Raw genomic sequence first — 16,318 nt, 5'->3', positions numbered from 1 at the left:
AGCCCTCATCTCACCCTCGCGTGACTTGGTCGCCGTCGGTAGCGCGGCATTCAAAAGACCTGCACGCCGGCCTAAACCTGCAGCTTGAGGCGCAGGATAGGTCGACGCTCGCATGTCGCTGATTGTCTGATTGCAGATGTTGGAATGGAGCTCAGCCCAGCCCAGCATCGGCGAGATCGAGGCCGCGGCGATGTCCCCCAGCGCGGTGCTCATTGTATGAGCACCGGCGGCGATCTCTTCCGAGCTGGCCGATTGTGAATGCCGAGCGGCTCCCGCCCATCGGAGGAAACATCCACGACAACCACGGATTTTTTTTTGCTCTTGTCTCCGCGGCCAGCCACCTTCATCGACCCAAACCTGCCCTAAGCGTGCCCAAGTGGCGACGGCAAAGCTATTGCAGCGTGCCGGCACAGAGAACCTGCAACTTTAAGGGGAGTCCGATGTGACTTCCCCTGCAATATGCACCCGATTCGCCGTCTCGAAAATTGGCGTAACCAAGGCAGGAAGGCAACCCAAAAGTGGTATAAAGATGGTTAATGACTTGTTTGCTATACGAGGTACTTCTGCTCCGGCTATGCCCCTGGGAAACTACGGCTTCCGGCGAATCGAATCGTCTAAACTGGATGATGGCTTGTTTCCGCCTTGACAAGCCTCCATGATCCACAAGAAATACTGCAATTTAACTCGATCTTTGCGATTTTTTGCGTGTGATTTTACCCGCATTTCTTCGATCTGGCGATGTCGATGACCGATGTTGTGGGCGCGCGAAAGGCGGTCGCATGCAAGTCCACGACGGTCCGCATCCGCCGACGGAAGGTCGCTGATAACATCGGCGTGATCTGCCACCGACAGCGCTTGCACCGGGCCAGCGCGGGCGCCCAAGCCATACGTCTGTTGCGGGAACGCGCCTCCGCTTCAGACAGAAAGGGGTAGCCCCCTGGCCGAATGTGGAGATTGCCGTTGGGGGGCGGCCGAAATTACGCTCGGGTCTCTGCATCAGGAGGCCGATAATGGCGGACATCGATCGAGGGCAGAAAGAAGTCGCGTCGGAGAAGGCTGCGGTTGATGAAGATCGCCGCGTTTTCCTGGCCAAATGCGGTCGCTTCGCCGTTATCACGCCGCCTGCCATGACGGTTCTCCTGTCGACGACCTTGAACTCCACGGCGATCGCCAAGTCCGGCGGCGGTCAAGGCAATAACGGCCGCGGCAATGGCGGCGGCGATGGCGTCCCCGGCAATTCAGGGCATAGCGACGCCGGGCGCTAAACCTCCAAGACGCCGCCGCGCCTTCGTTCATCGCGGAGGTCATGCCTATGGAAGCGGGGCTCGGGGTGCAGAGGGTCGCGATCGCAGAAGGCGCATCCTTCAGCTTGGCCTTCGGCCCCGGCATCGTCTTCAGTGAGACGAGCCAGAAGATCTTCGAGCTCAACGACACGGCCGCCTTTATTTGGTGTCACCTGGAAGATGGTCACGCACCGGACGCAATCGTCGCGCGTCTTGTCGACCAGGGGCTCGCGGTACCTGTCGCAAGCGATTATGTCAGCAAGACCATTGCCGATTGGCATCGCCGCGGCCTGGTGCTGCGCGGTCCGACCGACGTTCCGAAAGCTCGGCCCAGTTTACGCAGCCGGCTCGCCTTATGCGGCCTGGGCATCGATATTCATTACTCTTCTCCGGCGCTCAAAGAGGTCGTTGCGCCGCACTTCGCGCATCTCACCGGCGATGGGGGCCGGCCGTTGCTGTCGCTCCTTGTGAAACGCGGCGGGGACGGGCTCAGCATCTTGCGCAATGGTGAGAGGATTCTTGCCTGCACAGTGGAAGAGATCGTGCCGGCGATCAAGGCGCAGCTGACAACCGAGCTCCTTGCCCATGGCACTTATGATCTTGCACTGCATGCCGCATCCCTCGTCCGCAACACAGGCCTGTTGCTGCTGAGCGGCGCTCCCGGTGCAGGCAAGTCGACGCTCACGGTCGCTCTCTCGCAGGCCGGCTTCCGCTATGCCGGCGATGACGTCGCGCTGTTGAACTCCGCCGGATGCGCCTTCGGTGTGCCCTTTGCGCCGACGCTGAAGGAAGGTGCATGGAAGCTCCTGGCCGATCGCTGCCCGAGCCTTCGGGAGGCGCCAATTTTCCGGCGCTACGACGGCAAACGTGTTCGCTTCTTGCAGTCCGCCGACCTGTCGCCAGGCGCCTGGTTGCCTGTCCGATGGCTGGTGCTGCTCCGGCGTCGTTCCCATGCGGGAGCAGCTCTCGAACCCATGGAACGGGTGGCCGCCATGCGCGCCCTGCTGGCAGGCGCCTCCTCCCCGGACCGCCGCCTCTCCAAGGTTGCTTTCGACGCGCTCGCACAGATGATGCGAGGCGCCGAATGCTATTGCCTCACCTACAACCACCTGGACGAGGCCGTCGGCCTCCTGCGCGACACTTGCCGATGACGTCCGCCAGCGTCGCTCTGCGGGCCTTGATTGCCTGCGTGAAAGGCGAGCCGCCCCGCATGGACGCGTGGACGCCGGTCATCGAACTCGCCAATCGGAGCTGGCTCACTCCCGCCTTGTTTTCCGCGCTGGCACGCGCCTCCCGGCTCGATGTCCTGCCGCAGGAGGTCGGCGCCTATTGCGCCTTCATCCACGAGCGCAATCGGGAGCGCAACCGGCGCCTGCTCGCCCAGCTCGAGGAGGCGGTCGGCGCCCTGAACGGATCTGGCATTCGCCCGACCCTGCTCAAAGGGGCAGCCATTCTCGTCACGGCGCCCGACGACAGGCAGGGCAGCCGGATGATGTGCGACCTCGACCTCATGGTCGACCATCACGAGCATGAAGCCGCCGACGCCTGCCTCCGCGGGATCGGCTATCGAACGACATACGGCATGGAGGGTATGTGGCGCCCGGACGATACAGGGCTCCTGGAGCTCCATTGCGGCTCCGGCAGCTTCGACCGCTATTACCCGGCAGAAGAACTGGCGCGCAGCTCCGCTCTCGTCGCTCGTGGTGCGATGAGCGCGAGATTGACATCAGCAACCTGTCGCGTGCTCCATCTGGTCGTGCATGATCAAATCAAGGAAGGCGATTATTGGCGCGGCACGCTCGACCTTCGCCATCTGCACGATCTCTATGAATTGACCCGAGCGCCAGAGGCAATCGACTGGGGCTACCTGCGGGAGGTCTTGTCTGACAGGTTGGGGCGGCATGCCCTCCAGACGGAGATCTTGAGCCTGCACACGCTGTTTGGCACCCCGCTCCCTCACGAGATCCATTTCGATGTGATGGCTCGTGCCCAGCACCGGCGCCGGATGCTGCAGCAGAGCCATCCCGTGGCCAGCATGCCCCTCCGGCTGGCAGGCGAAATGGCCTGGATCCGTCAGCGGGTCCGTGCGCCCGATGGCGTGGATCCGTTCCGCCAAGGCTTCGCCCGCCGCGTGCTGCGAAAGCTTCTGCAGGGGCCGAAGAAAACCTATGCGTCGCTGCGCGGCGTCCATCTTGGGCCGAAGCTCTAGCGCCACCCTATCGTCACCGCGCGCTCGGCTGGCGCATTTGGTTCGAGCGTCACCTCAGAGAAAGCGGAGACGCGCGCGCAGCGTAGCGCGAGGCTGGCGTCGCGGGCTGCATCACGTGCCGCGATTCCCCGCCCTTTCTCTCGCCGGGCAGTTCAATATGCTGGCGGCGTGAAAGGTACGCCATGCCGCCGCTCAAAGGCCCACGCAGAACTCACGAGAAGCCCCGCGATATCGGCCACCTCTCGACCAAGGCAAATCCCTGGCCGGTTCTGGCCATCGCATGTGTTTCTCTCGTCCTGTCGATGACCACCTGGTTTTCGGCGACGGCCGTTGCGCCGGAGCTGAAGGCCGCCTGGGATCTGACCGACACGCAAGTGGCGTGGCTGACCAATGGCGTACAGATCGGTTTCGTGACGGGGGCGCTGCTCGCAAGCCTCATCAACCTGCCCGACATCGTCTCTCTCAAGCGCCTGATGGCTGCAGCCTCCATCGGTGCCGCCGGGGCGAATGCGGTCCTCCTCATGGAGCCCGGTGCTCTCGGCGCAATTCTCTGCCGCTTCGCGACGGGTGCGGCGCTGGCCGCGGTCTATCCCCCGGCCATGAAGCTCGTCTCCACATGGTTCTCGCGGAACCGCGGTCTGGCGCTCGGCGCCGTTGTCGGTGCGCTGACGCTCGGCTCCGCCATGCCGCATCTGTTTCGCGCGCTCACCGAGCGCATCGATTGGCATATGGTCATCGCGCTATCGAGCGCTGCTCCCCTCCTCGCCGCGCTCCTCTTCCTGCTGTTTGCAAAAGAAGGCCCCCACCCATTCGGCAGGGCGGTCTTCGACCCACGCCAGATTGGTCGCGTGCTCCGAGATCGCGACCTCCGCCTCGTCAATATCGGCTATTTCGGCCATATGTGGGAACTCTATGCCATGTGGGCGTGGTTGCTGATCTTCATTCGATCAGCCGCCGGTCAGGCTTCACCGCCCATCTTGTCGTCCACCTTGCCGTCGCTCATCACTTTCATTGCTGTGGCGGCGGGGCTCATCGGCTGCGTCGCCGCCGGCGTCCTGTCCGATCGGTTCGGTCGGACATTGACGGCTGCAGGCTTCATGGTGGTTTCCGGCCTCTGCGCCCTGCTCATCGGCTTCGCCTTCGGAGGGCCGCTCTGGCTCATCGCGCTGATATCCCTCGTCTGGGGCGTCGCGATCGTCGGGGACTCTCCCCTGTTCTCAGCCGCAGTAACCGAACTGTCGGATCGCAGCCTGGTCGGCACCGCCCTGTCGTTGCAGATGGGCATCGGCTTCGCGCTGACCATCTTCGTCATCTGGCTCATGCCGCAGATCGCCGGACTGCTCGGAGGCTGGCAATGGAGCTTCGCCATTCTCGCGCCCGGCCCCCTCGTCGGCGCCTGGGCGATGTTGAAGCTGCGTCGCTCGCCTGCGGCGATCAAACTTGCCGGCGGCAGGCGTTGACGAGCACGCGTGCGAATGTCGCCGGCGTAGGGCCGGCACTCGCGACGCGCGCCTCCGTTTGACAGCAGGCGCTATCTGATCAGCCTCTGCCGACAGATGATCAGACTAGCGCTCGTCTGCATCCAATAGCGGCGGTTGTCCCGCCTTGATTAGCCGGCCGCGTGCTCACCGATATCGATGCCGACCAATTTGGTGACAAGCCCCGCGCTTTCGGGTGCGGCGGCAGAAGCGGCATAACTGTCGGTGAGATCTCGCGCGGCCTGCAAGCTGGCCGCGTCGAACACGGCCCTGCCGCCGTCCCCGTCGTTCAGCCCCTGCTCGATGGCAAAGTAAGCGCTGATATCCGCCTTGTTTCTCAGGGTCTCGATGTCGGAACCCGATGTCGGCGCCCAGGCAGCGTCGACAAAATGCAATAGGAAATCTTCAGCTTCGAGACGCCCGCTCGCAAGTTCTCCAACCCAGTAATTCAGCCCGTCTGTATCGGGGGAGCGGCCCAGGATATCGGCATAAGCGGCGGAGACAATCGCAGTTGTGGATTGCCCCTCCGGTCTCGCCGCTGCCGCCTCGTCGGAGTGAAAGAAGGTGGCGGCCATGTCGTGCAGGCTCATCCCGTCGCTCAGCCGGCCAGCCCAATAGTAGAGCCCGAGCGCGTCGGGTGCGCGGTCCAAATAGCCCGTATAGAAATCGAAGACCTGACTGAAGATCGACGCGTCCAGATTGGCCGCCTTGACCAGCAGTGATGCGTCGACCGAATGATCGGCGAACTGCAAAGACTGCACATTCGAGACGGTATCGGTGCCTTCCCCGCCGAACCGGTCTCCCACGCTGACGGCGTGTTCACCGGCCCTGATACTCATCGCGAAGTTCCGGGCGACACCGGTGTAGAGGGCTGTGTTGAGGCCGGCGTCGCCATCTATGACATCGTCGCCGCCTGCGCCGGCCAGACTGTCGTCGCCGGCGCCACCGGAGAGATATTCGTGGGCGGCAGTGCCGGCCACATGTTCGTGGGCCGTGCTTCCGAAGACGCTCGCAAGCTTCTCGACTTTCACCGAGTCGACATCGAAATAGAATGACTGGTTCTGTGCCTGACTGGCGGCCGCCTTCAGGCTCGCATCCCCGGTCGGCCAGCTGGAAGGCGGGCCCCATATATTGAAATGCATCGCCATGGCCTTGTCCGGCACGCGCACCGTTTCCGTGCGGACTTCCTTGCCGTCGACGAGCCAGCGAACCATGTTCGGAAGCCACTCGATACGATACGTATGGTAGTCCGACAACGAGCCCGTTACCGGATAGGAGAGTGGGTGGCCCTCACCCAGGGGCTCATTGTGATAGATGTTGGTCTGGATCTGGTTGAAGCTATTCGACATAGCTTCGAAGTCGATCTCGTCATGGGTGTCGGGAGGACCGGCGAAGGTGAAGAAGCCACCGATGAGGCCACGTTGATCCTGGGCGTATCGCACCCGCGCCTCAAAGGCGATGGGGCCGGAACTCAGATCGAACAGCTGTTTGGTGATCGCCTCCGAGCCCAGGAACGTCGAGTGGTTCGGGTCGGATGCATTATAGGTATCCAGCCGGAGGTTCATGGCGCCACCGGACGCGGTCGGCAGTTCCTGGCGCTGCTGCGTGTTGCCATAGAAGGACCCGCCGCCACTTGGCGGCGTCCAGACATTGTAGTTCCACTTGCTGGAATCGATCGGTCCGTCCGTCGAGAAATCATCGCTGAAGATGATTTCCGTTCCTGCAACCTGCGCCATTTTCCGCCAGCCCCGTTCCCGATCTAAGCAGTGTAAGCTATTTTTATTGCAATATTTTTTAAAGGATGAACAGCGGTATTTCTGGAGACGCTGTCTGCTATGACAGGTTATCCGCCCTCTGAAGCCGCCCGTCAGCGTTGACGGCCGGGCTGATGGCGCCTCCGGGTCCCGAGCGCACTGAAGATTGTAAGCCGTTAGTCTTTCGTTCTTGCTCCGTTCGTGTCGTCTGCATCGTGGAGGCGACGGTCATTGCCTGTAATGACCACCGGCTGGCGAGCGAGCCGGACGAGCTACAAGAATTCTTCCGATATTCAGGAGAGCTTCGGTCGAGCTTGTACTGTCCCGCCGGCCGACGCTTTTGGTCGAGAAGACGCTCGCGGAACGCGCTAGGAGCTTTTTTCGCTTCCGTAGATCGCGAAAAGAGCTCCAGATCCTCGATTTTCGCCTTCTGTTTGACGAAAACCGGTATCCACTTCGCGCAACAACGTGCTAGCCGACCGAGCGCGCCGCTTCCTGCAGTACATTGGCGACCGCCGCAACATAGGCCTGGAATGTTGCGGCCACCGTATCGTCGGGGCCGGTCCAGTTGATTGTCGTGCAGAAGGTGATGGGAACGCCGGAGACGATCATCTGGCCCGGAAGACACCGCGCATGGAAGCCGTCGAAATCGATGCTGCCGCCTTTGGCGTAAGTTACGGTATTGGACGGCGCCACGGTCGCGATGGCATCGGCCATGGCCTGAATGCGTTTGAACTCGACGAGGGTCTGAGGCTTTTTGAAGAAGGTGCCCGCCAAGGCTTGCTGATACCAGCGCACCATCTCGTCGGCCGTGCTCACCATGGATTGTCGATCGTTGATGGCCGGTCGCGGCTTGCCGAAGCTCTCTCCCTTCGCCATCCGCTTTTCGCCCTCCCACCCGATATCGACGCCTTCCGGGGCGCCGACGAGATAGGAGACCATGCGGCGGGTCGAATCCGGGATCTGGGTCTTGGTCAGTCCGGCCTCCGTGATCAGAGCACGGACGCGATCGGGACCGGCGGCAGCCAGCGCGATATCCGCGGCGGTGTTGTCGCTGTGGGTTATCATCGCTTCGAGGACGCTGCGCGCCGTGGTCGTCCCGGTGAGATTGACGAAGACGGCGCTGCCTTGCGTGCGTACGGCGTCGTCGATCGCCTCTTGTGTCTCTTCCGAGAGGCGGCCGGCTTCGACCTCGCGCAGGAATTGGGCCAATACGAAGGTCTTGAAGGCACTCGCGATGAATAGGCGGGTGCCGGGATTGTGACCGACCTGCCAGCGGACCTCGGGATGGCCGGCGACGACCAGACAGCTCGAGGTTCCCGGCAGGCTGGAAAAGCGGCCAACGGCCGCCTGCAAGCCCGGGCTCGCCTCCGCTGCCGCGGCACTCTGGATGATGGCGGGGGCGCCCAGGGCTGAAACCGCGAGAGCCAGCGCACGACGGCGGTTGATATTCATGGAGAGCTTTTCCTGGGGCCGAACGACGAACCCGTCAGGGCAGGTTCGTTGTGGTTGGGCGCAGTCTATGAACTACCGATTGAACCGGCCCTGATCGAATTCGAGGTATTCGATGTTCATAGCGGTGTAGACTTCGTTCTTGGGAGCGCTGAAGCGCAGCGTCGAGACCGAACCATAGTTTTGGTTTTCGCTCGTCGGATAGAAGACGAAGGTATTACCGTCCAAATGCGTAAGCGTATATTCGATTTTAGCGGGACCGATCGTCAGCGTCAGGGCGCCTTTATTCTCCCCGATGGACGCCTCGCCATAATAGTCGCTCTTATAGGTGCCGACATAGGCAGCCGACGGAGCGGCCGGCGTGGGGTTCTCTGGCGGCGCTTTGCCGAGCCGTTCACCGGTTGGCGCCATCATTTGGGCGAGGAGGGGATTGTAGGTCGCGAACCAGTCGCGATTGATCCTGCCGAATTGTACGAGATCCAGGAACTCGTGCGCGACCGACTCCGCGGCTCCCGTCGGCGATGCGTTCGTCAGGACCGCAATGCCGATATTCGCAGAGGGGAGGAGCGCAAAGTTGGTGCCGGCGCCCTGCGCAAAAGCCCCGGAGTGGCTGATTTCCATGCGACCGGCGGCTGTTACGCCGACATTGAAGCCATAGCCGTAAAAGCCCGGGCGCGCCGCGACCGAATAGGACGGCGACGCGACGATTTCGGCCGTCATGGCGGGCAGAAGCGCAGCCGCCGGGATGATCTCCTTGCCGTCATACCTGCCGTTCTGCAGCACCAAAGCCAACCACTTGCCGAGATCGTTAGCCGACGAACTCACGCCGCCGGCGGGTGCTTGCGCATCAGGCTGCCGTTGGTATTTCGCCTCGTAAGTCCCGGCGATCTTGACATGCCCATAGGCTTTGTTCTCGCGCTTTTCGAATTCCGCGAAGCGTGCGCTGGTCGCGCTCATGCCGAGCGGCTTGAAGAGCACGTCCTCGGAGAGCGTCGCCCAATCCTTGCCGGCGGCGGTGGCCACCGCTTCCGCAGCTGCCGTCAGACCGAAATTGGTATAGGCATAGGTGATGCGGAACGGACTGAGCGGCAGCAGGCTGAGCCGCTCCAGCACTTGCCGGCGATCAAACCCCAAATCCTCGAGGTCGTCGCCTGCGTGATCCGGCAGGCCGGAACGGTGCGCAAAGAAATCGGCGACCGTTGCATGGGCCGTCACATAAGGGTCGCTGAGCTTGAACCAGGGAAGATGTTTGACGACAGGGGTATCCCAGTTGATCACCCCGGCGCCGATCTGCTGCGCGACCACTGTCGCGCTGAGGGATTTCGACAGTGATGCGATCTGGAACACCGTATCGGCGTCGACCAGGGCAGGCTCGCCGACTTTGCGGATGCCGAAGCCCTTCGCATAGACGATCTTCCCGTCGCGAACGACCACCACCGCCATTCCGGGAACACCGCTGCGTTCGCGGATCGTTGCCGCCAGGCTGTCGAGCTGTCCGATGGCCTTGTCGATCTGACCGCTTGGAATATCGACGCCGGGCGTCTCCGGAGGTGGCAGCTCTTCCGCCGCGAAGCTCGGCGCGGGCTGCAGAAGGATGGCGGCCGCGACGCCCCATGAACCGACAAAGATCTTGAAACTGCTGATCAGCGAGGCAGGCGAGCGGAGCGAATTCATGTCGCATATCCCAATCATCGGGCGGAAGACCTCCCGCGTTCGGCCTCGCGAGCTCTCGCTCGCAACAATTCCGGCATTATCCCTCGCGCCCCAGGCTGTCAGTCATGGATGCCGGGCAGTCTCAGTATAAGTCCGAGCAGGCGGTTCATAACGTTAAGTCGCCGTTGTCGACGCCATGCATAAGGTAATATGAGGTGCCTGAACAGTCCTGCGCCCAAGGCTTTCGTCCACAGCTGTGGCCGCTGGTATTCGCTTCCAGCCGAGGGGATATGGCGGATACGGCGCCGTGCGTGGTCCGGTCAGGGACTGGGTCGGCTATTCGGCCCTGCGGCGCTGGGGCAGCACGAAGGGCATCGGCGGTGGGGGTACTGCCCGCACCGGCAGGTCGACCCCGAAGGTCTCCTTCACCAGTACGTCGGTCACGACGGTTTCGGGCGCGCCCCGTTTGATCATCCGGCCGCCGCTGATCACCACGAGCTCGTCCGCATAGGCTGCGGCGAGGTTGAGGTCATGCAGAATGGCGAAGACGCCGATTCCCTGGCGTGTGAGCCCGCGCGCCGTCTCCAGCACCGCGATCTGATGGGCGAGGTCGAGCCCGGCGATCGGCTCGTCGAGAAAAAGGGTCTGCCGCTCCTCGCGGGTTCTCCCGGCCCGCAGCTGGCAGAGAACGCGCGCGAATTGCACGCGCTGCTGCTCGCCGCCCGAGAGCGTGGGAAAGCTGCGCTCGGCGAGATGGCCGGTGTCGGCGGCCATGAGCGCCTCCGCCACAAGAGTCTCGGCCTGACGGCTCGAGGCTGCGCCGAAACTCGCGAGTCCGAGGGCGACCACCTCGTGGACGGTGAAAGGAAAGGTGACACCGCCGGATTGCGGCAGCACCGCGCGCTTGGCGGCAAGCCGCCAGGCTGGGATCTTCGCCAGCGGCTCGCCGTCGTAGAGCACATGGCCCCGGCTCGGCGTCAGTTCGCCGACGAGGAGCTTCAGCAGCGTCGATTTACCCGCGCCGTTCGGGCCGACCGCGATCGTGAAGCGGCCGGGCATCAGCCTCAGTGTCACGTCGCTCAGAATGTCCACGCCGCGGGCGGCAAAGCCGATGCCCGCGGCCTCGATCAGCGGCGTCGTCATGGCAGTGTCCGGCGGCGTGCCAGCAGGAGCCAGAGGAAGAACGGCGCGCCGATCATCGCTGTCAGAATGCCGATGGGCAGTTCCGCCGGTGCCACCACGAGCCGCGCCACGATGTCCGAGCCGACGAGGAGTGCGGCACCGAGCAACGCACTGGCCGGCAGCAGCACGCGATGGTCGGCGCCGATGAAAAGCCGCAGCAGATGCGGCACGACGATACCCACGAAGCCGATTACGCCGGAGGCCGCCACCGCCGCCCCCACGGCGAGGGCTACCACCAGGATGGTGGTCCGTTTGATGCGCTCGACCGCGAGCCCGAGATGAAAAGCCTCCGCCTCACCCAGCGCGAGCGCATTGAGGCCGCGTCCCATGAAGGGCATGGCGATCGCGACCGGCAGCATGGCCGGGGCGATGGTGGCCACCTTCGTCCAGGTCGCGCCGCCGAGGCTGCCCAGCATCCAGAAGGTGAGATCGCGCAATTGCTGGTCGGTGCTGATGAAGGAGATGAGGCCGGTGAGGGCGCCGGCCAAGGCCCCGAGCGCGACGCCCGCGAGCAGCAGGGTTGCGACCGAGGTACGCCCCGCCCCCGAGGAGAGGAAATAGAGCACGGCGGTGAAGGCGAGCCCGCCGAGAAAGGCCGCGGCCGGCAGAACCGCGAAGGGGAATTGCGCGACCGGCAGGGAAGGCATCACGGCTTCGCCGAGGACGATGACGGCAGCGGCGGCCAGCGCCGCGCCGCTCGACACGCCGACGAGGCCGGGATCGGCGAGCGGGTTGCGGAAGAGCCCCTGCATGAGTGTGCCACAGACGGCGAGCGCCGCGCCGACCATCAGGCCGAGCAGCATACGCGGCAGGCGGATATTGACGATGACGATCGAGTCGCGCACCGCCGTAGGGTCGAGCGGCGCTCCCGTTGCCCAGCTCCAGAGTACTGCGAGCGTGCGGCCGGGCGGGATCGCGACCGCGCCGAGGCCGAGCGACGCGATCGCCGCTGCGGTTGCCAAAAGGGCCAGGAGGAGGAAGGCGAGCGCCACGCGCCGCCGCTGGCGAGCGAGCGCGAAGCGCAGAATTTCGGCCGGCTCGGCCGTGAGCCCATTCACCTTTGGGCGCTCACGGCTTGCTGGTCGCCGACGGTTGCGGCAGGTCGAGCCCCGCCGGCACCGGCAGATCCGGATAGAAGGCTCTGAAGAGGAAGCCGGCGGCCTCCGGCGTGCGGGGCCCGAAGCCGAGGAGCCACAGCCCGTCCGCGCTGACCAGCCGGCGGGCGGCGCCGGCCGGGGTCGCCGCGAGCGCGGGCAGGGCGAATACCGTGTCCGGCGTCGGCAGCGCGCCGCCATTGGCCATCATCACCACGACCTCGGGTGCGGCCGCTATGATCGCCTCGTCGGTCATCGCCTTGTAGCCTTCGAAGCCGGCGCCGACATTGGTTGCACCGGCGAGCGCAATCATCCCGTCGGCGGCGGTCTTGGTGCCCGCCACGAGTGGCCGCCCACCTTGCAGGGTGAGCACGAAGAGGGCGCGGACCGGCGTCGTCACCGTCTTGCGCGCGGCCGCGACGGCGGCGAAGCGCCGCTCGACGTCGGTGGCCAGCTTGTCGGCCCGAGCTTCCGCGCCGAGCAGCCGGCCGATCATCCGGATCTTCTCGGCGGCGCCCTCAGGTGTCGGATTGTCGGGGATCGTCACCAGCCTGACGCCGGCCTCCTCCACCAGCTTCAAGACTGCCGGCGGGCCGGAGCCCGCCATCGCGACCACGAGATCCGGTTTGAGCGACAGAATGCCCTCGGCGGACAATGCCCGCATATAACCGACATTCGGGTGCTCCTTCAGCGCCTCGGGCGGATAGAGGCTTGTGGTATCGACCCCCAGGAGCCGGTCGGCGAGGCCGAGCGCATAGACGATCTCGGTGACGGCGCCGCCGATGGCGACGATGCGCGCGCCGGCCGGCTCGGCCGCGAAGGCGCGCCAGGGCTGCGCGCCGAAGAGGATAAGGGCGGCGCCGAGAACGGCGCGCCGGGTCGGAAGCGGGCGGACGGAATGGGTCATTTCGTCAGGATCAGCTTGTCATTGGCAGTGATGCGCAAGCGGTACTGCGCGCCGTTGTGAAGGATCACCAGCTCGCGCCGGCCGCCGAACAATTGTCGCGCATCCAGCAGCGGCGGATCACCGGCCGGCGGCTGGGCGGATGCCGCGGCAGGTGCGGTGGCAGAGGAAAGGGGGCGCTCGCGATCGGATGTCATTTTCGGATTATTCAAATGTAAGATTGCCCTATTCGTTCGAACTCGTAGTTTAGAAGAAGATGAAACTGCGAATTCGATTATATTGACACGTGTAAATTAGGTATTTACCAAACGCAACGCCGGGTGCGGTTGCGCCCGTCTCTTTCACGCGAGCCAGCCCGAGCGCTTTTACGCCGCGCGCGACGCCAGCCAGCATCACCGTTTTGCAGGTCGCAGAGCGACCCTCGGGGGCGTTGACGATGGTTCGGGCAACGAAACTGCCAGTTTTAACCTTCCTATCGCTTGCAGCCGTCACGGCGGCGCAAGCCCAGCAATCGGGACCCGGATCACCACCGCCTCCGGCAAGCGGAGCGGCGACGGTCGGCCAAGCCGAGCCGCTCGACGCCGTGACGCTCGATACGATCACGGTGACGCCGACGAAAACCGCGGAATCAGTGGTCGACGCCCTTGCCGGAGCGAGCGTGGTGTCGCGCGAGGACATCACCCGTTTCCAATCATCGACCATCGCCGATACGCTGATCGGCGTACCGGGTGTGGTGGCGCCGCAGGCGATGAATGATCCCGCGCAGTCCATCAACATCCGCGGCCTGCAGGATTTCGGCCGAGTGAATGTGCTGGTCGACGGCGCCCGCCAGGATTTCCAGATCTCCGGCCATAACTCCAACGGCACCTTTTATCTCGACCCCGAGCTCGTCGGGCAAATCGATATCGTGCGCGGGCCCGTGTCCACCATCTATGGCTCGGGCGCCATCGGCGGCGTCGCCTCCTTCCGCACACGCACCATCGACGAGATCCTGAAGCCGGACGAGACCTGGGGCATGGAGCAGAAAGTCGGCGTCGGAACCAATGGCGCGGGCTTCCTCAACTCGTCCTCCATGGGCGTGCGGCTCGGCACATCAGCCGATCTCTTCGGTCAGTTCGTCTTTCGCAATACCAATAATTACGAGGATGGCTCCGGCCAAAAGGTGCTCGATACCGGCTCGGAGCTCGTTGCCGGCTTGCTGAAATTCAATATCCGTCCGGCCGACGGGCATCAGTTCAGCCTCAGCGCCTTGCAGCAAAGCTACGACTTCTCCAACAACGGCACGAGCGGCGAGGGTACGCGCTGGCGCAACAAGGCCGAGACCGGCACTTATACGCTTGGCTATACCTTCAGCCGGCCGGACGTGCCTTGGCTCGATCTCAGCATCAAGGGCTATTACACCAACACCCGCCTGCGGCAGACGGCGCTCGTTCCGGACGAGACTTACGAGGCGCTCGGCGTCGAGCCCGGCGACCCGCTGTCCGATCGCATCCGGACCTACGGCTTCGACCTCCACAACACCTCGCGTTTCGCGACGGGCCCGCTCGACCATGCCTTGACCTATGGCGCCGACGCGGCCTGGGATTCGGTGACGACGGTGGACAATGCCGGTGGCTATATCTCGGCGCTGACGCCGTCCGGCAGGCGTCGCCTCACCGGCGCCTTCATCCAGGACGAGGTGAGCTACAACGGCTGGCTCAGGGTGATCGGCGCGTTGCGCTACGACGAATACAGCCTCAACGGCGGCGGATATGAATCGAGCGGCAGCCGGCTGTCGCCGAAGCTCACGGTCGGCGTTACCCCGATCAAAGGCATCGAGTTCTACGGCACCTACGCCGAGGGTTACCGCGCCCCCTCGATCACCGAGACGCTGATCGCCGGCCAGCATCCTTTCCCGGCCTTCACCATCCTGCCCAATCCCGACCTCAAGCCGGAGGTCGCCCGCAGCATCGAGGGTGGCGTCAACCTCAAGTATAACGACGTCCTCAAGCCGGGCGACACCTTCCGTGCCAAGGCGACGGCCTTCCTCACGAAGATAGACGACTATATTGACATGGAGGAGACGGGCGACTTTACGCTCGTGCCGTTCATTCCGGGCATGCCGGTCAGCGTCTGCAACCGCGCGCCACGGCTCTGCTTCCCGATCTCTTCCTATCAATATGTCAATATCGCCAAGGCCAAGATCCAGGGCGTGGAGCTGGAGGCCGCCTATGACTGGCGCTGGGGCTTCGCCACCGTGGCCGGCACGCTCATCGACGGCAAGAACGACATCACCGGCGGCCCGCTCAACACCGTCCCACCGAGCCGGGTTTCCTCGACACTGGGCTTCCGCTTCTTCGATGAGAAGCTGACGGTCGGCACGCGCCTGACGCTTGTGGACAGCACCAAGCGCACCGTCACCAATCCGGAACCCGGCTATGGCCTCGTCGACCTCTTCGCGTCTTATCAGTACAACGACGATATTCGCGGCGATCTGGTGATCCAGAACCTGTTCGACCGCCGCTATACGCAATATCTCAACAGCGAGCCGAGCCCCGGTCTCACCGCCAAATTCGCGCTGACGGTCAGGTTCGCCAGCAAATAGCGCCACGGCGCTGGACAAGACGACGGGCGGCGGTTCCGATGGCCGGGGGTCGCCGCCCTTCGCAGCCTACAGACAAACGAGGCAGGAGAACTCCATGTTTATCGCCATGAATCGCTTCAAGGTTCCGCACGGATCGGAGGCGGCGTTCGAGGAGGTGTGGCTGTCACGCGACACCCATCTCAAGGACCTGCCGGGCTTCGTCGAGTTCCACCTGCTGCGTGGTCCGCGCGCCGACGACCACGTGCTCTATTCCTCCCACACAATCTGGCGCAGCAAGGCCGATTTCGAGAACTGGACGCGCTCGGAGGCCTTTCGCATGGCGCATAAGGGGGCTGGCCAGTCCGGCAAGCTCTATATCGGCCATCCCCAATTCGAGGGCTTCGAGGTGATTCAGACGGTGACGCCCGAGACGGACTCGGCCGCCGCCTGAGCCGCCGATGGCGGCCGCTGCCGCCGCGCATTTATGCTTGTCCCCCCATGGCGGCGTTTTTTCGCCGGCCATGCTCATCGCCGCCGGCTACTCGCGCCGGCGGCGATTTGATTCTTGATAAGGCTCGTGATTCGCCCCGATCGGCTCCTGCCGGCTACGGGCCTCGCCTCCGGTAGCGCGCTTGTGATGGCCGTCCGTTCTCCATTCTTGCAGAGGCGCGCATATCTCACCGCGGAAGCCGTTTCTGGTGGAGTGCATCGATCTGGCGCCCGTCCTGCCGCTGGGGCTCCCTTGA

The 16,318-nt window shown here is 64.0% G+C and carries 13 protein-coding genes; 6 read left to right on the top strand and 7 right to left on the bottom strand.

Translation table 11 applies throughout. The features are described 5' to 3' along the window. Positions 1-1,010 precede the first annotated feature (1,010 nt). From ACFQU1_RS18865 to ACFQU1_RS18850, 4 genes are all read left to right on the top strand, one after another. A complete protein-coding gene (locus tag ACFQU1_RS18865) occupies positions 1,011-1,265 on the top strand; it encodes a hypothetical protein (protein WP_378135498.1) in 255 nt (84 codons plus the stop codon). Between the two features lie 41 nt (positions 1,266-1,306). Then, complete coding sequence (locus ACFQU1_RS18860) at positions 1,307-2,434, top strand: PqqD family peptide modification chaperone (RefSeq protein ID WP_378135496.1); 1,128 nt, start codon at positions 1,307-1,309, stop codon at positions 2,432-2,434. Then, positions 2,431-3,492 carry a nucleotidyltransferase family protein gene (locus ACFQU1_RS18855; RefSeq protein ID WP_378135494.1) on the top strand — a complete coding sequence of 354 codons (1,062 nt, stop codon included), beginning with the start codon at positions 2,431-2,433 and terminating at the stop codon, positions 3,490-3,492. The genes ACFQU1_RS18860 and ACFQU1_RS18855 overlap by 4 nt, the downstream gene beginning before the upstream one ends. 182 nt (positions 3,493-3,674) lie before the next feature. Further along, positions 3,675-4,952, top strand: coding sequence for a nitrate/nitrite transporter (locus tag ACFQU1_RS18850; protein ID WP_378135491.1), 1,278 nt, complete (start codon positions 3,675-3,677; stop codon positions 4,950-4,952). Positions 4,953-5,101: 149 nt separating this feature from the next. On the opposite strand, the gene ACFQU1_RS18845 is transcribed toward ACFQU1_RS18850, so the two are convergent. The 7 genes from ACFQU1_RS18845 to hemP all read right to left on the bottom strand — a co-directional run bounded on the left by ACFQU1_RS18845 (position 5,102) and on the right by hemP (position 13,206). Next, the gene (locus ACFQU1_RS18845; protein ID WP_378135489.1) at positions 5,102-6,706 is read right to left on the bottom strand and encodes a family 16 glycosylhydrolase; all 1,605 of its coding nucleotides are present in this window, start codon (positions 6,704-6,706) and stop codon (positions 5,102-5,104) included. Positions 6,707-7,195: 489 nt separating this feature from the next. Then, positions 7,196-8,179, bottom strand: a complete 984-nt coding sequence (locus ACFQU1_RS18840; RefSeq protein ID WP_378135487.1) for a serine hydrolase — start codon at positions 8,177-8,179, stop codon at positions 7,196-7,198. A gap of 72 nt (positions 8,180-8,251) precedes the next feature. After that, the gene (locus ACFQU1_RS18835; protein WP_378135485.1) at positions 8,252-9,850 is read right to left on the bottom strand and encodes a serine hydrolase; all 1,599 of its coding nucleotides are present in this window, start codon (positions 9,848-9,850) and stop codon (positions 8,252-8,254) included. A 315-nt stretch (positions 9,851-10,165) separates the two neighbouring features. Then, positions 10,166-10,972, bottom strand: a complete 807-nt coding sequence (locus tag ACFQU1_RS18830) for a heme ABC transporter ATP-binding protein (RefSeq protein WP_378135483.1) — start codon at positions 10,970-10,972, stop codon at positions 10,166-10,168. Further along, positions 10,969-12,069, bottom strand: a complete 1,101-nt coding sequence (locus ACFQU1_RS18825; RefSeq protein WP_378135481.1) for a FecCD family ABC transporter permease — start codon at positions 12,067-12,069, stop codon at positions 10,969-10,971. Before ACFQU1_RS18825 ends, ACFQU1_RS18830 begins: the two co-directional genes overlap by 4 nt. A 10-nt stretch (positions 12,070-12,079) precedes the next feature. Continuing rightward, positions 12,080-13,012: a hemin ABC transporter substrate-binding protein gene (locus ACFQU1_RS18820; protein ID WP_378135479.1), complete on the bottom strand. Its 933-nt coding sequence runs from the start codon at positions 13,010-13,012 to the stop codon at positions 12,080-12,082. Continuing rightward, a complete protein-coding gene (gene hemP, locus ACFQU1_RS18815) occupies positions 13,009-13,206 on the bottom strand; it encodes a hemin uptake protein HemP (protein WP_378135477.1) in 198 nt (65 codons plus the stop codon). Before hemP ends, ACFQU1_RS18820 begins: the two co-directional genes overlap by 4 nt. A gap of 239 nt (positions 13,207-13,445) precedes the next feature. Here hemP and ACFQU1_RS18810 point away from each other — a divergent pair, with 239 nt between their 5' ends. Beyond that, a complete protein-coding gene (locus tag ACFQU1_RS18810; protein WP_378135475.1) occupies positions 13,446-15,593 on the top strand; it encodes a TonB-dependent hemoglobin/transferrin/lactoferrin family receptor in 2,148 nt (715 codons plus the stop codon). 94 nt (positions 15,594-15,687) lie between these two features. Beyond that, the gene (locus ACFQU1_RS18805; protein ID WP_378135473.1) at positions 15,688-16,023 is read left to right on the top strand and encodes an antibiotic biosynthesis monooxygenase family protein; all 336 of its coding nucleotides are present in this window, start codon (positions 15,688-15,690) and stop codon (positions 16,021-16,023) included. Positions 16,024-16,318: the final 295 nt, after the last annotated feature.

Origin of the sequence: Chelatococcus sp. GCM10030263 (assembly GCF_042666455.1) — a bacterium.
GTDB lineage: Bacteria > Pseudomonadota > Alphaproteobacteria > Rhizobiales > Beijerinckiaceae > Chelatococcus.
The sequence above is the reverse complement of the archived record's forward strand: the minus strand, read 5'-3'. Positions and strand labels throughout refer to the sequence as shown.